Here is a 20,301-nt window from a genome sequence, read left to right on the forward strand (position 1 = left end):
GCGCGACGCAGCTTCAAAAAGAGCGAGGTCCCGATTAGTCGCCGGGACCTCGATACCACGGTTAGTTTTGCGGCGGTGTCGGATTCGACTGGCCGGAAGCGGCTTGCATGATAAAGTCTGCTACTTCTTTGGGGTGGGAGAGCATAGGCACGTGGCTCGTGGGCAGGGTCAAAGTTTTCGCACCCATCCGTTTCGCTGTCACGCGCTCTTGGTCCGGCGAAATCATCCGGTCATTTGAAGCAATCACGAACCAACTCGGCTTCGTTCTCCATGCGGCCGTTGAAATCTCAGTACCAAGAGCTGCTCCTTGTGTTGGAGTTTGCGTCGCCAGCAGAATGTCTCTTTCCCCAATAGGGAGGTCGGGAGCGAAATCGTCTAACACGCCTTTGGGCGTCAAAACGAGAAAGCCATCTCCGAGGGGCCGAAGTTCAGTCACCCCGGGGGTCGCTCCGTACGGTTTCCCGAGGCTGCCCGAAGATTCACCCTTGTCGGGCGCGAAGGCCGCGACATATACGAGACCCTCAACCTTCGGATCATTGCCCGCCTCCGTGATGACCGCACCGCCATAGGAATGACCGACGAGAAGCACAGGCCCATTTTGAGCATCGATAATTCGTTTGGTCGCGGCGACGTCATCTGCAAACGAGGTCAGTGGATTCTGTACGCAAGTTACGTGAAACCCCTTTTTCTCAAGCAAAGGGACGACTTTGGACCAACTTGATCCGTCGGCCCATGCACCGTGCACTAGAACGATGTTATGAATCGGCTGTGTAGCGATGGCCTGCGCGTTGGCAGCAAGCGGCAGTACACACGCAAGCATAAGAGAAATTCTGAACAAACTGAAGGTTGTTAGCTGGATCTTCATGGGAAAGTCCCTCCGAGGGAATAGATCTTCGAGTTAAAAGCCTGTATCCCGAAGCTAGTTCTATTCGGACTCGAAACACAGAGCCATTAGGAGGGTATCCCTGCGGGTATTTGGAGCCCTTTCCTTCGCACTGACCTACTTCTGGGGGAGCTCTTCTCGAGACGAGCCGCTGTGGGCACCCTACAATATCGAATTGTGCCAAATCGCCTATGCGCTCAGCGAGCAAAGTCCGGAGTCGAAATGTGCATTGGCCTATTATCGCTAGTCGACATTTCATAGCGCTCGCGGTGAGCACCCGATGCCCCCACAGGCCTGCGAGTGTTGCTAGATTCCGGAGCTGCGGTGACGGCGGCAATGGTGGCATCTCGCGTCCTGGCGACGGCTGCGCGACGTTGCTTACACAAACCGCGCCCGTAAAATTCGTTCTAACATTTTGGTTGAAATTGCCTTTCTCATGAATCAAGATTTATTGTGAGTAATACCAATCATGACTCGGTGAACGGAGGGTGAGAGAACAGTGATCATCTTCCTTAGGGCCTTCCGTTCGCCTCGGTCCCTCAGATACATCTACGTGCTCCTCCTCCTAGCCGGAGTGCACGGGCTAAATGCACAGGATCCACTCAAGCTGGTTCAACTCAATCACACGTCATGGACCGCTCGGGAGGGCGCTCCATCAGAGATTGCCGGGCTTGGACAGACGACCGACGGAGTGCTCTGGATTGGTAGTGGAAGTGGCCTGTACCGATTCGACGGCATAAGTTTCTCTCTCTTTCGACCAGCCGCGGGAGAGCCTCCGTTGCCGCGAATCTCGATCAGAACGCTTTGCGTGGCTCGTGACGGGACGGTGTGGGTAGGATTCAGACCCGCCGGGGTTGCTGCAATCAGGAATGGCCATGTCAAACTCTACGGAGTACAGGAAGGCCTTCCACCAGATACAACCTATCAGCTGCTTGAAGCAAATAATGGAACGATGTGGGCCATAGCCGGTCTACACCTTTGGCAACTACGCGGAGAACGGTGGCAACGAGAGTCACCGAGCGAACCGTTCTCATCCGAACGCGTTTATAAGATGTTCTTCGATAAAGCGGGAACACAATGGGTGGGAACTAATAAATGGATTTACCGACGAGAACCCAACCAGGATAAGTTTGAAGCGACAAACGAGGTCGGCGGGGAGTTGATACAGTTCGCGGAGTCGCCAGATGGCAGCCTTTGGGTTGGTGGCGAAGAGGGAGCGGGGGCACCTATCCCAACCGTAAGACGCCTCGACGTGGAGGGTCATCGGTCCCCATATCCGACCCGGTTGCACGTACTATCGGATACCCTCCTCTTCGATCCGGAAGGAGAGCTATGGATCGCATCGGTCTATGGTCTTTTGAAGGTCAATCCACGAGAGATCGCAAAAGCCCCGACTCCCATAGCGGTGGATCAGGACAAACAGTTCGAGTGGTTTGGGCACGATCAGGGATTGAGTACAGATAGTGCCACCGCAATGTTCAAAGATGCCTCAGGCGATATCTGGGTAGGAACCATGCGTGGACTGGATCGATTCGAGCAGCCCAAGCTGATTCATCCCGAGAACGTTCCGATATCAGACCGGCGCGTGATGGTGACGAGTTGTTCGGACGGCGAAGTGTGGATAGGAGTGCCTCTTGCTCCACTGGTTTCGATCCGCGACGGACAGACAATCACCCGCATAGAGAAAACCTATGAGATGGACTCCGTATACTGCGGCCCCAGCGGCGTCATCTGGTTCACCGACGATCATGGCATTGGAAGGCTTGATCGTAAAACAACCACTCACATCCCCCTACCCGAAGGGATGCGGCCATCCTCGGCTAAGCAAGTTATAGAAACAAGTGATGGATCCATCTTCGTTACCTTTCGCAACGCCGTGGACCTCTGGCGATGGCAACGTGGAACATGGTCTCAAGTCGCCGTTCCTGCGATTCAGAAGGAGGGACGGAATGTTATCTTCAGGGATCGGGCAGGAAGACTCTGGGCAGGCTATGCCAACGGCGCCATCACTGAGCTCGAAGGTAATTCCGGACGTGAGTTCCAAGCTCCGGGCCTGGGCGATGTCACGGCTTTCGCTGAAACCAGTCATGGCTTTCTTTCCGGCGGCATGAATGGCATAGCAGTGCAGCGCGGAGACACCTTTGAACATTTACTTTTGGAAGACGAACTTCACGTGCGTGGAATTTCGGGTCTGGTTGAGGCGGACAGTGGCGATTTATGGCTGAACGTGGCCTACGGCGTGGTGAGAATTCCGCAAGCTGAATTTCTCCAAGCCCTCGACTCCCCTGCCTACCGAATGAAGTCGCAACTTATCACTGAAGGTAGTGTCATCGGACCAGCACCTCTCAGCTACGCCCTGCCATCAGCCGTTCGCGGCGCCCGCGGGACAATCTGGTTCGCTAACTCTAGCACCGCGTTCTACGTGGATCCAAGCCGACTGCCGCAGAATCAGATCCCTCCCGTACTAACCATCTCGGCGGTAGCTGCGGACGGAGTGACTCTTACTGATTACCGTCAAATTCGACCTGGGGTGAATACATTAGTTATCAAATATGCAGGGATTAATCTTCCTGCCCCAGAACGGGTGACCTATCGCTACCGGCTCGAAGGAAGTGATAGTACTTGGCAGGAAGTCGGATCGAGAACGGAAGCTGTTTATACAAAACTGCGCCCAGGCCGCTATACATTTGACGTGCTCGCCTCAAATGGTGAGGAAGTTTGGAGTCTGCCCTCCAGTACTCGCTTTCAAGTTCTGCCGGCTTTTTACCAAACTGTGTGGTTCTTGCTCGCATGTTTCGCTCTTACAGCGGCCGTGGTTTGGCTCATACTCATGCTGCGAATCCAACGCGTAACCGAAACAGTGCGAATCAGGGCTGAGGAGCGCGCAGACGAACGGGTACGGATTGCGCGCGATCTGCATGACACCCTCCTGCAGGGAGTACAGGGACTTATGCTTCGCTTTGATGTCGCTTCCCGGGAAGTCCCTGAAGGGGGACGCGCCCGCAGGATGCTGGAGGATGCACTCAAATCGGCAGACACGATTTTATTAGAAGGAAGGGACAGGGTCAGAAGTCTTCGATCCGACACATTCAAGGATCTCCCCCTGGCTGAAGCCCTCGCCAAGGTCGGCACTCACTTCACGCACTATAGCGAGATTACATTTCATGTTCAAACCGAGGGCCCGATGGTTGTCGTCGATCCGATCGTTCTCGAAGAAGTCTTCTGCATCGGACGCGAAGCCATTACGAATGCTTTTCAGCATGCGGATCCTTCCGTTATTGAGGTCATGATCACCTATGGTAAAAACGCGTTCGTTGTCTCCTGCCAGGACGATGGCAAAGGGATGGATCCGATGCTTCTCAGTGCTGATGGAAGACCGGGCCACTGGGGGCTGATCGGGATGAAAGAACGCTCGACTAAGATTGGCGCTAAATTTGAGTGTATAAGCTCACCTGCCAATGGAACTCGGATTACAGTCACTGTTCCAGCCAATCGGGCCTATGGGATTAGATCTCCGATCATGCGCCTATTCTTTAGATATCTGCCTCGGTTGCGATCCTAAACCGAAGAGACTAGTCCCATGAAACACTCGTCTCAGCACTCATAGCAAAAATTACACGCAGAGGGTCCGTACCCAGATGACGATCGATGTCGGCCTTGGGGTTGTCTGTAGCCACTGGCAGCGAAGCTTCATAAGGTTGCGGCGCTGTATGCCGACATCGCGGTTCGCAGGGTCACGGCAAGCGGCAGGTCCAGTTGTTCTCCTTCCTGCCGCGACAGCTTCGAAGCAGTCAGATATTTGTGGATGTCGGAGACCACGACGGACCCCTCCCCTACTGCGGAGGCGACGCGCTTGACCGAGCCGCAGCGCACGTCTCCAACGGCGTAAACGCCTTCGAGGTTGGTGCCAAAGAAGGCGCTTGATGAGGCGCCGTTGCCCGTGACGATGAAGCCCTTGTCGTCCATGGCAAGGGTGCCGCGGAGCCAGGCAGTGTTTGGGTTGGCACCGATCATGACGAAGACGTGCGAGATATTGAACGTCTCGGATGTGCGGTTTGCATTGTCGCGGACCGTCACGGTCCTGAGCCGATCGGTCCCATCCATCCTGGCGATCTCGGCCTGTAGACGCACGGTAATCTGGCTGGTGGCAAGGATGCGCTGGACGAGATAGTCCGACATGGTGGCCTGCAGACTGCGACCCCTGACAACCAGGTGGACGTGCTTTGCGGTTTGCGCGAGGAAGAGGGCGGCCTGTCCGGCTGAGTTGCCCGCGCCAACCACGATGATTTCTTCGCCGCGACAGAGACCAGCTTCCATCGCCGTAGCCGCGTAGTGGATTCCCTGGTACTCGAAGCGGTGATAGTTCGCGACGTTGAGCTTGCGATAACGGGCGCCGGTAGCGATGACGACGGTGCGTGCACTGACAGCGGGCGCATCTTCGATCTCGAGACGACACATGCCGTCCTGCTTGCTCATACTGACCACGTTGCGAGAGATAGAGAAGTGCGCTCCGAACTTCTGTGCCTGGATCAATGCGCGCTCCGAGAGTTCCTGACCGGAGACACCTGTAGGAAAGCCAAGGTAGTTCTCGATGCGGGAGCTGGTCCCCGCTTGTCCGCCAGGCGCAGCTCCTTCGATCACGATGGTCGTGAGGCCTTCGGACGCCGCACAGACGGCAGCTGCGAGACCAGCAGGGCCTGCGCCGACGATCGCGACATCGTAGATGGCTGCATTCTCTCGCAGGTCGGTCAGGCCGAGTTCGTCGGCGAGCATGCTGATGGAGGGGTTGCGCAGAACACGTCCGTCAGGCAGGAGGGCGACAGGAAGGCCGGCTTGCGTAAGCTCGAACGTCCGGATGAGGGCATCGGCGTCCTGATCCAGTTCGGCGTCGATGATGCGGTAGGGATAGCCGTTGCGGCTGAGAAATCGCTGAATGCGAATCGTGTCGATGCTATACCCATGGCCCAGGAGGGTCACCCCGCTCGTGGCCTGCTCAACAAGGTTACACCTGCGGCTGATGGAGGCCTGCATGATGAGGTTGGCGATCTCTGTCTCTGAACGCATGATTTGCGCCAGCGATGCACGGCATATACGCCTTAACCGGGTGGGCCGGACGGCACGGCAGTTGACCAGGGTCTCCCGGTTGTCAAGAAGATCCAGTTCACCGGTGAACTGGCCATCCGTCAGGAGTGCAACGATACGCTCTCCACGATTATTGCCGGAACCTTCGAATATCTCGACGGCACCATCGAGAATGACGAACCAGTCCACATCGCGCTCGCCACGGACGAAGAGGCAGGAGGACTCTGAGACAACTTCTTCGTTGCCGTAACCCTTCAAGCGATCAAGCAGAGTGGGGCTGAGAATCGGGTGGAAGATGCCAGCGGATTGGGGGTTGCTCGAGTTTGAATCGGGGAAGGTCAGCGAGTATGTCATGACGCGCTCCAGCGAAACTTGTGGTGGTAGGGAGCGGGACGCCTTTGCGGACGCCCCGCGACCAAGCAGGCTTAGCTCTTGAGAAACTCGAGCAAGTCCTTGTTGATCACATCGGCGTGGGTGATCGGCATGCCGTGAGGGAAACCGGGATAAACCTTCAGCGTCGCAGTCGGGACGAGCTTGACGGTGAGCGCTCCGGCATCCGGGAACGGAACGATCTGGTCGTCGTCTCCGTGCATCACGAGGGTCGGGACATCGATCTTCTTCAGGTCCTCGGTGAAGTCGGTTTCAGAGAAGGCCTTGATGCAGTCGTAGGAGCCCTTGATGCCGCTCTGCATTCCCTCGAACCAGAAGTTCTCGCGCACGCCTTCGGAGATTGTGGCTCCCGGCCGGTTGTAGCCGAAGAACGGGAGGGAGAGGTCCTTGTAGAACTGAGAACGATCGTTGACAACCCCATTGCGGATCGCATTGAGCGCTTCGATCGGCGTGCCAATGGGGTTGTGCTCGGACTTCACCATGATCGGCGGCACAGCGCTGATGAGCACGGCCTTCGCTACGCGGCTTGTTCCGTGGCGCGAAATGTAGCGCGCCACCTCGCCGCCTCCGGTTGAGTGGCCCACCATGATCGCGTCTTTCAGGTCGAGCGCTTCGAACAGCTCCGCAAGGTCGTCAGCGTAGGTGTTCATCTCGTTGCCATCCCAGGTCTGGCTGGAGCGGCCGTGGCTGCGGCGGTCGTGTGCGATCACGCGATAGCCGAGGTTGCCGAAGAACAGCATCTGCGCGTCCCAGGCGTCCGCGTTGAGCGGCCAGCCATGTGAGAAGGTGATGGGCTGACCGGTGCCCCAATCCTTGTAGTAAATGGTGGTTCCGTCCTTCAAAGTAAGTGTGCTCATGATCTCCTCGATTCTTGCGGGTGAGTGGTGCGTTGAGTGGAAACCCAGCTTGCTTGGTGCTGAGTCGGTGTCTTCTTTCTGAAAGTGATTCTGCCCCCGCCCCCCTGGCATGAACACCTCACCAAGGGGGTTTTGCAGACTACTCGTTCGGGTGGTTCTTGAGCGCGTTCCTTGCTGCCCGGTCGATGAGGCTTGCCACCTCGTTCGGGAGCTGCTGGATGACCATGTGGCAACTGTCCACGGAGACCGTAACGGCGCCCATTCGCTTCGCCATCGCAGCTTCCATTGCAGGGGCAAGCATCTGGTCCTTGGTGGAAATGAGAGCCCATGTGGGCTTGGTCTTCCACGCAGCCACCGACAACTTCTCGTCGAACATAGGACCGTAGCTCTGGCCCTGGGTTGCGAGCGCGAGCAGACGTTCTTCCATGGGCAGGCCTTCGGTAACGTAGTTCAGCATGCCCTCGGTGGTGAGTGTGGCGAACTTGTCCGCGGTCAGACGAATCTGCTTCTGCCCGGAGGTCCAGCCGTAGGGGGTCCCTGCATCATTCGAAGATTCTCCGACCTCGGGCGCGTACGCCGTGATGTAGACGAGCCCGGCGACTTTTGGATCGTCGCCGGCTTGCGTGATCACAGCACCGCCCCAGGAGTGGGCCACGAGAATGAGTGGACCGTCTTGAAGCGCGATGATTCGCCTCGTGAAGGCCACTTCATCCGCCAGGGAGGTCATTGGGTTTTGCACGGTGACGACGTGGTAATCCATCTTTTGCAAGAGCGGGATCACCTTCGACCAGCTCGATCCGTCCGCAAACGCACCGTGCACCAGAACGATGTTTTTTACGTGTGTCGCAGAGGATGCTTTTGCTTCTGCATCGGTGTTGAGTGCTTGGTTTGACATGGCAATTCTCCTTTGGAGGTTATGGCGTTATTTGCGCAACGCGGTCTTTGCAGCCTGGTCGATCACCGCAGCTACTTCGACTGGCTGCTGGAGCATCGCGAGGTGGCAGGTTTGGAGGGTCGTTGCAGTGGCGCCCATACGTTTCGCAGAAGCCGCTTCCATGGCCGGCGGAAGCATCTGATCATCCGCCGCGATGACGACCCATGAGGGCCTCGTCTGCCAGGCGGCGACGGTGAGCTTCTCGTCGAACATGGGGCCGAAGCTCTCTCCCTGTACGGCAAGCACTACCCGGCGCTCTTCCATAGGAAGCTCTTGCGCGAAGTGGTTGAGAATGCCGTCCGAGGTCATGTAGGCGAACTTCTCGCTGTCAACGCGAATGGCTTTCTGTCCTTCTGTGACGCCGAAGGGAGTGCTCGCCTGGTTGGCTGACTCGCCGGCATTAGGCGCGTAAGCCGCGACGTAGACGAGGCCTGCGACCTTGGGATCGTCGCCTGCCTGCGTGATGACCGCGCCGCCCCAGGAGTGGCCGACCAAAATGACAGGACCATCCTGCAGGGCGATCGCGCGCCGCGTGGCGGCCACATCATCGGCGAGCGAGGTGAGAGGGTTTTGGACGGAGACGACGTGATAGCCCTCGCCTTCGAGGATAGGAATGATCTTGGACCAGCTCGTCCCATCGGCGAAGGCGCCGTGGACGAGAACAATGTTCTTGACTGCGGGGGTGGGCGTCTGTGCAAGCAGAGGCACGGCGGGGAAGAAAGCCGCGGCCAGACCGATTACACTGCCGAGCGAGTTGTGAATTGCGTTAAGCATGATGTTCTCCTATCGAGGTTATGAACCGGTGAGTGAGCTCATGCCGAGATGCGAGCGTCCGACACGAAGGGGTGAGCGTTACTGCATCGCTGAGTCAGGTCAGCTTGTAGGTGGAGTATGTTCGGTGCCGGCGCTGAAGGGGCCACCCGGAAGTGGTGAAAAATAGCTACCTCATGGGGTGAAGAAACCCATATCGACGAACGCAAGAAATCCGCGGAAGACCACCCGATCGGGTGGTGACGGGCGGGCTCTGCAGAGATAACTTGGAGCGGATATTCGCTCGGTCGATAGCCGGCACCATACGCGCGAAGAAAGAAGCAAGAAATTGATGGCAGCTTATGACGCAATCATCGTTGGTGCCGGGCAAGCAGGCCCTGCGCTCGCCGGAAGGCTTACAGCCGCCGGTTGGACAGTTGCGCTGGTGGAGAGGAAGCTATTCGGCGGAAGCTGCATGAACACCGGCTGCACGCCTACGAAGGCGCTGGTTGCGAGCGCTTATGCGGCGCACTTGAACCGGCGTGCCGAAGACTTCGGGGTTGTCCCGAGCATCGCGGTGATGATGGATATGCGACGCGTACGGCAGCGCACAGAGGCCATTGTCGCCGAGTCGCGAGAGGGTGTGGAGCAATGCCTACGCCAGATGGAGCGTTGCACGATCTACCAGGGCGCCGCGCGCTTCGTCTCCCCGTCTCAGCTTCGGGTTGGAGACGAACTACTCACCGCGCCACATATCCTTCTTAGCGTCGGCTCGCGGCCTGCCATTCCCAATCTGCCCGGTATCGATACGGTTCCCTACCTGACAAGCTCGACGATCCTGGCGCTCGACTCACTACCACCTAAGCTGGTTGTCGTAGGAGGAGGTTACGCAGGGCTCGAGTTTGCGCAAATATACCGGCGCTTCGGAGCCGAGGTCACTGTCATTGAACGCGAGGCACGACTCGTCGCCGATGAGGACGAGGATGTTTCGAACGCTGTGCGGGAGATCCTGGAGGCGGAAGGGATTGAAGTGCGTCTCAACGCGGAGTGCGTTTCGCTGCGCTCCGATGGCGACGATGTCGCGGTCGGCGTAAACTGCATCGACGATGAGCTGGAGGTCTCTGCTTCGCACATTCTGCTGGCGATGGGACGTACGCCGAACACAGACGACCTCGGTTTGGAAGCTGCCGGCATCGCCGTTGACGAACACGGCTACATTCCGGTCGACGACCAGCTCAAAACCGCCGTGCCGGGGATATGGGCTCTTGGCGACTGCAACGGACGCGGCGGGTTTACCCACACTGCCTGCAACGACTTCGAGATTGTCGCGGCAAACCTGCTCGATGACGATGCGCGCAAAGTCAGCGATCGCATTCCGTCACATACGCTGTACATTGATCCGCCGTTAGCGCAAGTCGGTATGACCGAACGTCAAGTTCGGCAGCGCGGACGAGCTGCGTTGATCGGAATAAGGCCGATGACCAAGGTGAGCCGCGCCATCGAGAAGAGTGAGACGCACGGATTCATCAAGCTGCTGGTCGACGCGGAGAGCAAGGAGATTCTGGGTGCGTCCATCCTGGGGACCGGAGGTGACGAAGCGATCCATTGCATTCTTACCGCAATGTACTCTGGCATGCCGACCTCACTGCTCCAGCGCGCGATGCACATTCACCCTACGGTCGCTGAACTGATCCCGACGTTACTTGGGAGCCTGAAGCCGCTCGTCTAAACTCAGCCCTCGAGGAAGCCGCGCTTCATCGCGATCATTACGGCGTGGGTACGATCATTCGCCTGCAGCTTGGCAAGGATGCTTTTCATGTGTCCCTTCACCGTATCTTCGGAGATAAAAAGCTTGTCGGCGACGATCTTGTTCGAGCATCCGGATGCAACCACCCGCAGCACTTCAATCTCTCGGTCGGAGAGCGCGTCGGCGCTGTAGTGCTCGGCAATCTCCGAAGCGATTTCGGGTGGAATTCGCCGGTGGCCTGCATGCACGGAGCGGATGGTATCAATTAGCTCGGTGCGCAACATGCCCTTGAGCAAGTAGCCGACAGCCCCGAGTTTGAGTGCGCGCGAAGCCTGGATATCTCCAGAATAAGTGGTGAGGATGACAATGCGCGCATTGGGAAACTCGCTACGAATGGCAGCCGTTGCATCGATTCCGTTCATCTGCGGCATCTGCAGGTCCATCAAGGTCACGTCAGGGCGATGTTGTCGAAACGCCGCGATCGCGTCGATCCCGTTCTTCGCCTGCGCAACCAGCTCCATGTCGCTCTGCTGCTGCAGCGCGAATGCGATGCCATCGCGAACGAGCGGATGATCGTCGACGCAAAGCACCCTGATTTTGCCGGAACTTGCCATCACTGCCTCGCTGAAATCTACATCGTCTATGCGCTGAAGATACCACTCGTCGCTGTGCAGTCCGCTACCCGAAAGTGTGGTTTTCATCAGCACCAGATATCACGAGCCGGCTAGGCCAAACCAAGCCACCATTCGCGGCAGCGGCGTGGAAGGTGTAAGTGTCGGGTTGGAGGTTCATGTAGGTCGCTTCGGTGCGCGTTCGTTTTCACCCAATTTGCTTACAATCTGTGTTGGGCTGGATCGGTTCCGGAGTAGAACTGCACAAAATACTGGCTTTTCGGCAACTACGAATAGTTGTGACTCCTCCCGCCGTATTTCAAATGGTGATAAATCGCCAATTCACTCAACGACACGGACTAGTAACGATAATTCGACTTCTCGTCAGTGATCATCACCTGTAGACAATGTGCTCGACCGGACACTCGCTATTGCCGTTCGTGGCGCGTAAGCGTGCTCGATAGCGTGGGTCCATTTGTGGGTCCAATAAGGGTCCAATATGTGTTGCGGAGTGTTGTTTTCCAGTGTTTTGGACACTCTTGGATTTCGCTAAGTTGTTTTAAAGTACGCGATTCTTGTACTTTAGGGTTGATCGAATCGGAACATCGGAACGAAGCAGCCTAAGCTCACTATTTGCACAACTTAGATCCGACGCGTGTTCACAGCGCTTCTCAGGACAAACCTTACGCAAGCGTTGAGAACGCGCCAGAACTCTTCGAAACCTGGAATTCGAACCTGTAGATGGATCGATCCCGAAGATCAGGACGCTGGAGAATAACCTTGCGCCTCACTGGCATAGCTCCTCTTTCAAGGTTACCGTCGCAGTGAGAAGCTGCTAAACGTAGGGAGATTCAGGACCAGAAGTAAGTGGAACAGACTTCGTTTTACGGCGACCTCAGAGGATCGATAACGATATGTCGCTTATCGCTATCGATCCTCATCTGCAGCTTAGGTGCTCAACTACTGAACGATCAGCGTCACCGTTGCCACATGTTGGACGGTACCGCTGGTTCCCGTAATAGTGATCGGATAAGAGCCGGATGCGACCTTACCCAAGCTCGCATTTGAGCTGCAGCCGCCCGTAGCGAATCCGCCGATGGCGAGCATCAGTAGTAAGCAAAGTCGCTGTGCAATTCGCTTACGCGAGTAGCGCAAACCTACCAGCGGCAAAATCAGCAGTGCCAAAGACCAAGGTGGAACGCCCTTGGACGAATTGCTAGCGACCGTGGATACAGTGCTAACCGTTACGGATACCGTTTGAGCTCCACTCGTGCTGGAGAGAGTGGTGGGGCTCACAGTAGCAGCTGCACCAGTCGGCAGACCTGTAACGGCAAAGCTCACAGTGCCTGGATACGAGCCGCCCGACGGTGCGACCGCGAGCGTATACGTAGCCGAACTTCCAGAAGACACCGACAGCGTTGACGCGCCGAACACCTGCATTGTGAAGTCGAGGCCAGTAACTGTGAAACTCTGCGTCACGGATGTTGCGGCGGCGAAGCTCGTATTTCCTGCCTGCGAAGCGGTGATCGAGCATGTACCAGCCGCAATCAACGTAAGAGTGCTCCCGGATACGCTGCACACACTTGAAGTGGTGGACGTGTATGAGACAGTCAGGCCTGAGCTTGCAGTCGCAGTCAGCGTTAGCGGCGAACTGGCAAGAGTTGTATTCGGGAGAGCGGCGAAGGTAATCGTCTGTGTAGTCGCCGTTACCGCGAAGCTCTGTGTCACAGGTGTCGCTGCGGCATAGCTGGTGTTTCCTGGCTGGGACGCCGTGACGGTGCAGGTTCCTGCTGTGACGAAGGTGATTTTGCCGCCCGTCACGGTGCACACAGATTGTGTCGTTGAGGCATAGCTGACAGTCAGCCCAGAGCTTGCAGTCGCGTTCAGTGCCGGTGGAGTGCTTGTAAAGGCTGTGGTCGGGAGAACCCCAAAGGTGATCGTCTGCGCGCTTGAGGTCACGCTGAAGCTTTGCGTTACCGGCGTCGCTGCAGAGTAGGTACCGTTTCCGGACTGGATGGCTTCAATGACAACGGTGCCAGCAGCGGTGTAGGTGATCGTCGCGTTGTTCGTGCCGCTCAATGTGGCCGGTCCGCTGAGGATTGAGAACGTTACGGGTAGCCCTGAACTCGCTGTCGCTGTCAGCGTCATTTGCTCACCAACGCTTCTGGCCGTTGGTTGCGGGAAGCTGATCGTCTGCGCGATGGGCCCGGAAAGTGCGATCGTACCGGAGATGCTGCCGGTGTAGTCAGAATCCCCTGAGTAAGCAGCGTCCACTAGATGCTGGCCTACTCCAACAGGAGAGATGTTCGTTGCTGTGGCTGTAACCTGCTGCGTTCGTAGCGACGTTAACGAGGTGATCGAGTTGAGATTCTCATTCGCTGTGGCCACGTCCGGGATGCCGTCTCCATCCCAGTCACCAGCGACGATCGCCGAGGGTTCAGCCCCTGCTGGCAAAGGAATAGTGACCGCAGCACCAAACGTGCCGTCCCCATTGCCAAGCAAGGTGTAGACAGTGGAAACATCTTGAAACAGCAATGCGATGTCAGGCTTTCCATCGCCATTGAAGTCAGCGACGGCGATGCCTTGAGGGGTCGGACTGATGATCGGCTGGGCGCTTGCTGCTGCGCTGAATGTGCCGTCCCCATTGCCCAGCAGGGTCGTCGTGCCATTCGCGGCGAATGCAAAGATATCCGGCTTCCCGTCCTGATTGAAGTCACCGACGGCGATGTATGTCAGATATCCTGGCGTCGATACTGCGGGCAGAGTCTTGAACGTTCCATCTCCGTTGCCGAGTAAGACCACGACCGAGCTCGGCACACCTCCGTTTACAAAGGCAAGGTCAGGGATGCCGTCACCGTTGAAGTCAGCTTCAACTAGATCTGCGGGCGAGATGATGCCAGATACCACGACGGTGGGCGCATTGAAGGTGCCGTCACCGTTACCGAGCAGGATAGAAATGGAACCACTGCCGGAGTTCGAATTTTCGACGGCCAGATCCTCAATACCGTCACCGTTGAAGTCTGCTACAACGAGCAAGTAAGAAACTGAGGCGGCTTGCGAATTAAGGATTGCCGGAGCAAATGTTCCATCTCCATGGCCCAAAAAGACAGCGATCGTGCTGCTGTTTCCCATCACCACGGCCAGATCGGCATTGCCATCCCGATTAAAGTCTCCGACCACGGCCATCAAGGGTCCACTGCCCTGGGAGGAAAGTTGGAGCGTATTGGTAGCCGCTTGAAAGGTGCCATCCCCTTTTCCCAGAAGAATGGTGATCGAATGGCCGAGCTCATTCAATACGGCCAAGTCCGGTATCCCATCTCCGTTGAAATCGGCCGTCACAACGGAAGAAGGATTCTGCCCTACGGCGGGCGATTGAGCGATTGTCATGCTGGAGGTCGCGGTGGCATTTTGCAAAGCCGCCTGCGCGAGTTGCTGGTTGCCGTTGGTGGAATCCACGAAAGATACGTTGCCGGTTGGTGCGATGGCTCCTTCCGCGGTGACGGTGGCCGTCAACGTGTAGTTGCCGATACTGCCAGCCTGGGTGATGGTTGTGGTGGTGGGCAGCGATGAGGTCACGGTGAAATCAGATGGAGCGGATGCGCTTGCGGCGTTCTCGTTCGATGACATGAATACAGCCTTGATGCTGTGACTGCCGATGCCCGGGACGAATCGAAGGACCGCCGTTCCTGAACTGGTGAGTTGCGCGCTGCCAAGCCTGTGGATCGAATCACAGTAGAGCGCTGTGGCATCGCAGAAGTTCACCTGCCCGGTCGTCAACGACGTTGAGCCTGTAGAGACGGTCGCGGTAGCTGTGACTGTTGTCCCCAGATTCACCGACGTGATCGGAGCTCCGCTCGCAGTGAGTGAGAGCGAGGTTGAGGTAACCGACTGTGGACCGACCACCGTTACAGGAACCGTGGTGCTGGCCGTCAATCCGCAACAGGTTCCGGTGACGATAACCGAGGAGGTACCGAGAGGAGCTGCGCTGCTTGCGCTCACGGTCATGGTGCTGGTGAAGTTGGTGGGATCGGGAGAAAACGAGGCGGTCACTCCGGAGGTTAGAGCGGATGCGGCCAGAGTTACGCCGGATGGCAACGGAGCCGGTGACGAGGCGTACAGGATGGCGGTCGCTGTCCCTCCCTGGTGAAGGGTGATGCCGGCGGACGTTGACGAGACAGAGAAGGTGGGCGCGAGCACGCTTAGCTGCAGGGGAGTGGTCGTCACAGCTGAACCTGATGTGCCAGTGATGGTGAGGTTGTACACCCCCACGAGCGCCGAACTGCCAGCCGTAATCGTCATGGTGCTGGACTTGGTGGTGGGATTTGGCGAAAAGGATGCGGTCACGCCAGCAGGCAGACCCGCAATCGAAAAGGACACGCTGCCTGTGAACCCCAGATCTGGCTGCACCTCGAGTGGGATGGCAGTTGACGATCCCTGGATGACATTACCCGCACCGCCGCCGCCGATCGTGAAAAAAGGTGCCTGTACGCTCAAAGTACTTTCATGCGTTACGGTCTGATTGCCGGAGGTTCCGGTATAGGTTAGGGTGTACAGGCCTACCGGGGTAGTGGGTGAGGCTGTCACGGTCATCGTGCTGCTGCCGGTGGTTGGGTTGGGAGAAAAGGAAGCGGTCGCTCCGTTGGGCAGGCCGGAGACAGCGAGGTTGACCGCGCTGGTGAAACCGTTCTGCGGGTTGACCGTAACTGTTCCCGTCGCATTGCTCCCTTGTCCGACCTCGAACCCAATGCCGGGCACACTGAGGGTAAAGGTGGGGGCATAGACACCTATATAGACAGTTGTGGAAGCCGTCAGAGTGCCCGAGGTCCCCGTAATCGTCAGCGCATACTGTCCGGGGGAGACGCTGCTCGATAGGGTCAATGTCAGTGTGGTAGATCCGACGGCCGATGGCGTGGGTGAAAAAGCCGCGGTGACGCCGCTGGGAAGACCGCTGATGGAGAAGCTGACGCTGCCGTTGAAGCCAGTGGTCGAATTCACAACGAGGAAGAAGCTGGAGGTCGTGCCCTGTCCGAGGAAGGCGTTATCTCGATTGGAGCTGAGAGTAAAACTTGGCGCAGCGATCACCAGGGTGATCGAAGTCGTGGAGGTCTGGCCGCCCGAGGTTCCAACGATGGTTAAGGGATACTGTCCCAAAGCAGTAGTGTTCGCCACGGTCAGGGTAAATTGACTTTGGCTTGCGACAGGGTTCTGCGAGAACGAGGCCGTGACGCCACTTGGAAGACCCGAAACCGACACACTGACGCTCCCTGTAAACCCATACTCATCGGTTATGAAGAGCAATCCGCTCAAGGTTGTGCCCTGTCCCATAGAGATGGTAGAAGACCCTGCCACGTTCACAGTGAAGGTCGGCACGTAGACCCCAAGTGCAATCGTGGTCGTCGATGTATACGTGCCCAGAGTGCCTGTGACGGTCAGTGAGTATGTGCCCGGTACGACTGCGCTGCCGACATTCAGGGTCAGCACGGATGCGCCCGATGCAGTAGGGGAGAATGAGGCTGTCACGCCACTGGGAAGACCTGAGACGCTCAGACTTACATTGCCAGTAAGACCATCGGATATAAGAGTGTTGACGATGATCGTCCCCGACATTCCCTGGCCAATGCTCAGGCTTCCTGTGCTGGTGAGCTCGAGCCCCGGCGCATTGATCGTCAGGGAGGCCGTAGTGCTCGCCGTTACGCCGCCCGATGTCCCGGTAATGGTGATGAGGGTTGTACCCGGCGCGGCGCTGGCGCTTACAGAAACATTGAGAGAGGCTGTGCTGGTGGTTGGGCTCCCTGTAAAAGTAGCTGTTACGCCGCTCGGCAATCCGGAGACGGCTAAGGCCACTGACCCGGTGAATCCATACCTGGGAACGACGGTGATGGCCGACTTCCCGGTGCCCCCCTGATTGACGTTGGGAACCAAAACACGCGCGCCTGAAGACACGGTCGTGGCGGTGAGACTGAAGCTCGGCGTTTGTATGGCGAGAGATACGTTTGTGGACGCGGTTAGCGTACCGGAGGTGCCGGTGATCGTAATCGGCCCGGTTCCCACTGTAGCTGTACTGGTCGAAGAGACTGTCAGGGTGGATGCATTGCTTGCCGGGTTCGGAGAAAACGAAGCCGTGGTGCCTTCCGGCAGTTGTGAGGTCACAGCCAGATTCACCGGGCCCGAAAAGCCGCCAGCGTCGGTGACATTGATATTTGTGGAAGCTGAGCCTCCCGGGTTTTCCGAGATCGTTCCCTGCGTGGCTGCGAGCCAGAAGCCGGGGATCTGCGGGCCGGCAAGATCGTCGATCAGGCTCTGTCCTGCGGGACTTCCCCAGCCGGTGGTGAGGTCATAGCCAGGTACAGCGTTATAAAAGACGGGTTGGTTATCGGTATCGTTGTTTCCGCTGGTGATGTCGTGCAGATCGTTTGCGGCGCCAGTTCCTTGAGCTAACGCATAAAGGGGCGGGTTAAGAAAGCCGATGCCGCCGGCTGGCGCGTTGTTGGCCTCAACGGCCTGTTGGTTCACGAGGGCCATGAACCCTGCCCAGCGCGGGGCCGCAAAGCTGGTTCCCCCCGCGTCTCCGAAGCATGTCCCGTCGGCGCAGAGGTAGTTGTCGAAATCCCCTTCCATTGCGACATCCGGTACGTTGCGAAGCGTTGCGGACCCTCCGTTGGCAGAGTTAGCGAGACCCACCTGCCAGCCTGGGATACCGAGTCCGTCCGGGCTTATCCCTCCTGCACTGCCGTGACCGTTATCGTTCCATACGACCTCTGAGCTCCAGCTCCCCCCGACCGAGATGGTCGAGAGGGTCGTCGCTCCGACTGCTGTTACAAATTGATCTTCCTGGGGATAAAAAGAGGGGCTGATGGCGGCATCGAAAGCACCGTCGTCTCCAGAGGCTGTAAAGAAGCTCTGACCTTGCGCTGCCATCTCCTGAAAGAACGAGTCGTTTGCGGTCGGGCTATCCGGCAACCAGCTCCAGGAGCAACTGATCTGCTGTGCCTGATTTTCCGACACCATGGAGTTGAGGATGTCGGCATCCACTTCTCCGATGTAGACGCGCACCTGACTGAGCCCCGGTGCCATCCCGATTGCCTGAACGATATCGAGCGTCTCCTCTGCGTCGCTAGAGGAGCCAGCATATCCTGGAGCTCCCGTTTCACCATCCAGCAGTACCTCGTTGATCGGCACGGTGAAACTCTGCCCAGCGGTGCTGAAGGTGCTTTCGACCCCGCTTAGATCGAAGCCATCGAACTCAAACAGACCCACAGTCTGCCCGTTGCCTGTCAACGTCGTTCCGCCATAGTAGGCTGCCCGCATGTCACTCGCCAGGTAGGAGCCTCCAGGACCTGATCCATTCACGATATTCGGATGCTGTCCGCTAACGGCTCTCTTCACCATCGGCTGCGGCAGCGAGTAATTGTTCAGGCCCGCGACACGTGCAACCGCCACACCAAGATTGAGAGATGGCTCTCGGTCTGGAGAGTAGAACGTGCGGCTTTCTGTCGGATGCTGGTACACATTCATGGAAACATGAAAAGCTCGGTTAATCTGTGCCACTGTGCCGCTCATGGGTACGGTGAGCCGGTTAGCGGTGCTTTGCCCCACGACAAACCCATTGGACCTGGCAAACGCCACGACTTCCTGGTAGTCGTCCGCTGTAGGACCGAACTGCTGCGTAAACTGCCCCACGGTCAGGAAGTGACGATAGTCAGGATCCTTCGGATCGTACAAACGGCTCAGCAGACTGGTGAGCGCGGTCTGGTTCCGGAGCGGTAATACGATCGAAATATGAAGCTGTTGGTCCGCTGCCAGAGGGCTCAGCAGTGCCGCGCGCCCATCCGAAACCGCGGGCCGTACATGATGGTGAAGAACCTGGAGAGGCTGCTGGGCGAAGGACGAAATCCATCCGCCGAGGGGAAAGAATGTCAGCGGGATAACAAACGCCAGCCGACAAAGCCACTGGCTGCTGATGCCATGTTCTCTGCGATGTCCACATGCCGAAGTGTCCGACGAACCCGCTACAAGCCAATCCCGGTGAATCCCTGCAATCATGCGTTACCTGCCCCGTGCAGCTCTGTTGTGGTCGTCCGGATAACGGTCTGCTGGTATTTCCAAATTATCGCAGGGTGCAGCACTCTTTTCTCAATAGAAATCCAACCCGTTCGACACCCTATGAGCCTTGCTGCGATGTTCCGTTGTATCCATAGAGTTCGTTCCGGGTATGCGATACGATAGGGCAAAATTATCGCGCGGCCATTCGGACCGGTCGACAGAAGTGGACGGTTTCCAGCGGTATCTCCAAGATTGATCTTCAAGCCGCATTGCAAACTGAGTTGTCGAAGGATTCCCCAAGAGCAATTGAGGAGATTGCGCATGGTCTCGGTTATGCTGCCGCTGGATCCCTACGAGACGTGGCTCCAGAGATATGCAAGAAGATCACCGAGAAGCGGGCGGGTCATCGGAGACGTGTTTCGCTGCAGCGGAAGGGAGTGCTCTCGCTGGCGCTAACGGAGGAGCCAGCACCCAGCATCGAAGAGTTGCGTGTTCGTTTGGGTCTGAGATCTAGTGATCAGCTTCGGTCAGTGGATGAAGAACTTTGTAAATCCTTGCGTAAGCGATACAGGATGAGGCTGGAGAAAGAACGAGACTGTGTTCGTTCCTTGATCGAGGGGTGTTTAGAGCAGCCTAATATGAGGTGGAAAACTGTCGAGGACGCTACAGGGTGGATCAGGTCTCGAATTAGAAACCACTTTCCAGATCTTTATGCGAAAGCGAAAGCACTCTGTAAAGAAACCTGGGATCATGGGTCGGAATCGAGTTTGAATGCCGCAGAAGCACACGTTAGGCAAGTGATTGAAAAGTTGCTAGCAAGGGGAATCCAACCATCGATACGGAATGTATACAGGGCTGTTCCCAATGCGCCTTATCTAGGAATAACCTGGATTGAGAGGATCTTGCGAAAAATACGACAGGAAGAAACTCTGCCGACTAATAATGCAGCAGCGTGACACAAGATTAGAAAGCGAATAAATGGAGAAGTATTTCTAGGTACTCTG

The 20,301-nt window shown here is 57.2% G+C and carries 9 protein-coding genes; 2 read left to right on the forward strand and 7 right to left on the reverse strand.

The genetic code is table 11. The annotated features are described in order from the left end of the window. Positions 1-61: 61 nt before the first annotated feature. Positions 62-865: an alpha/beta hydrolase gene (locus GSQ80_RS08275; RefSeq protein WP_174241322.1), complete on the reverse strand. Its 804-nt coding sequence runs from the start codon at positions 863-865 to the stop codon at positions 62-64. Between the two features lie 1,069 nt (positions 866-1,934). Here GSQ80_RS08275 and GSQ80_RS08280 point away from each other — a divergent pair. Further along, on the forward strand, positions 1,935-4,445 hold the full coding sequence (locus GSQ80_RS08280) for a triple tyrosine motif-containing protein (protein ID WP_158787163.1): 2,511 nt from the start codon (positions 1,935-1,937) through the stop codon (positions 4,443-4,445). Positions 4,446-4,573: 128 nt separating this feature from the next. Here GSQ80_RS08280 and GSQ80_RS08285 read toward each other — a convergent pair whose 3' ends face one another. The 4 genes from GSQ80_RS08285 to GSQ80_RS08300 all read right to left on the reverse strand — a co-directional run bounded on the left by GSQ80_RS08285 (position 4,574) and on the right by GSQ80_RS08300 (position 8,920). Further along, complete coding sequence (locus GSQ80_RS08285) at positions 4,574-6,319, reverse strand: cyclic nucleotide-binding domain-containing thioredoxin-disulfide reductase (RefSeq protein ID WP_158787164.1); 1,746 nt, start codon at positions 6,317-6,319, stop codon at positions 4,574-4,576. 71 nt (positions 6,320-6,390) lie between these two features. Beyond that, entirely contained in the window at positions 6,391-7,212 is an 822-nt protein-coding gene (locus GSQ80_RS08290; protein WP_158787165.1) for an alpha/beta fold hydrolase, read from the reverse strand. 139 nt (positions 7,213-7,351) lie between these two features. Then, a complete protein-coding gene (locus GSQ80_RS08295) occupies positions 7,352-8,107 on the reverse strand; it encodes an alpha/beta hydrolase (protein ID WP_158787166.1) in 756 nt (251 codons plus the stop codon). Positions 8,108-8,134: 27 nt separating this feature from the next. Next, positions 8,135-8,920, reverse strand: coding sequence for an alpha/beta fold hydrolase (locus GSQ80_RS08300; RefSeq protein ID WP_158787167.1), 786 nt, complete (start codon positions 8,918-8,920; stop codon positions 8,135-8,137). A gap of 328 nt (positions 8,921-9,248) precedes the next feature. Between GSQ80_RS08300 and GSQ80_RS08305 the strand changes: the two genes are divergently transcribed. Further along, positions 9,249-10,625, forward strand: coding sequence for an FAD-containing oxidoreductase (locus tag GSQ80_RS08305; protein ID WP_254059521.1), 1,377 nt, complete (start codon positions 9,249-9,251; stop codon positions 10,623-10,625). A gap of 2 nt (positions 10,626-10,627) precedes the next feature. Here GSQ80_RS08305 and GSQ80_RS08310 read toward each other — a convergent pair whose 3' ends face one another. Together GSQ80_RS08310 and GSQ80_RS08315 are read right to left on the reverse strand one after the other, a co-directional pair. After that, a complete protein-coding gene (locus GSQ80_RS08310; protein WP_158787367.1) occupies positions 10,628-11,257 on the reverse strand; it encodes a response regulator transcription factor in 630 nt (209 codons plus the stop codon). 957 nt (positions 11,258-12,214) lie between these two features. Next, entirely contained in the window at positions 12,215-19,297 is a 7,083-nt protein-coding gene (locus GSQ80_RS08315; protein WP_158787169.1) for an FG-GAP-like repeat-containing protein, read from the reverse strand. Positions 19,298-20,301: the final 1,004 nt, after the last annotated feature.

Source organism: Granulicella sp. L46 (assembly GCF_009765785.1).
Taxonomy (GTDB): domain Bacteria; phylum Acidobacteriota; class Terriglobia; order Terriglobales; family Acidobacteriaceae; genus Granulicella.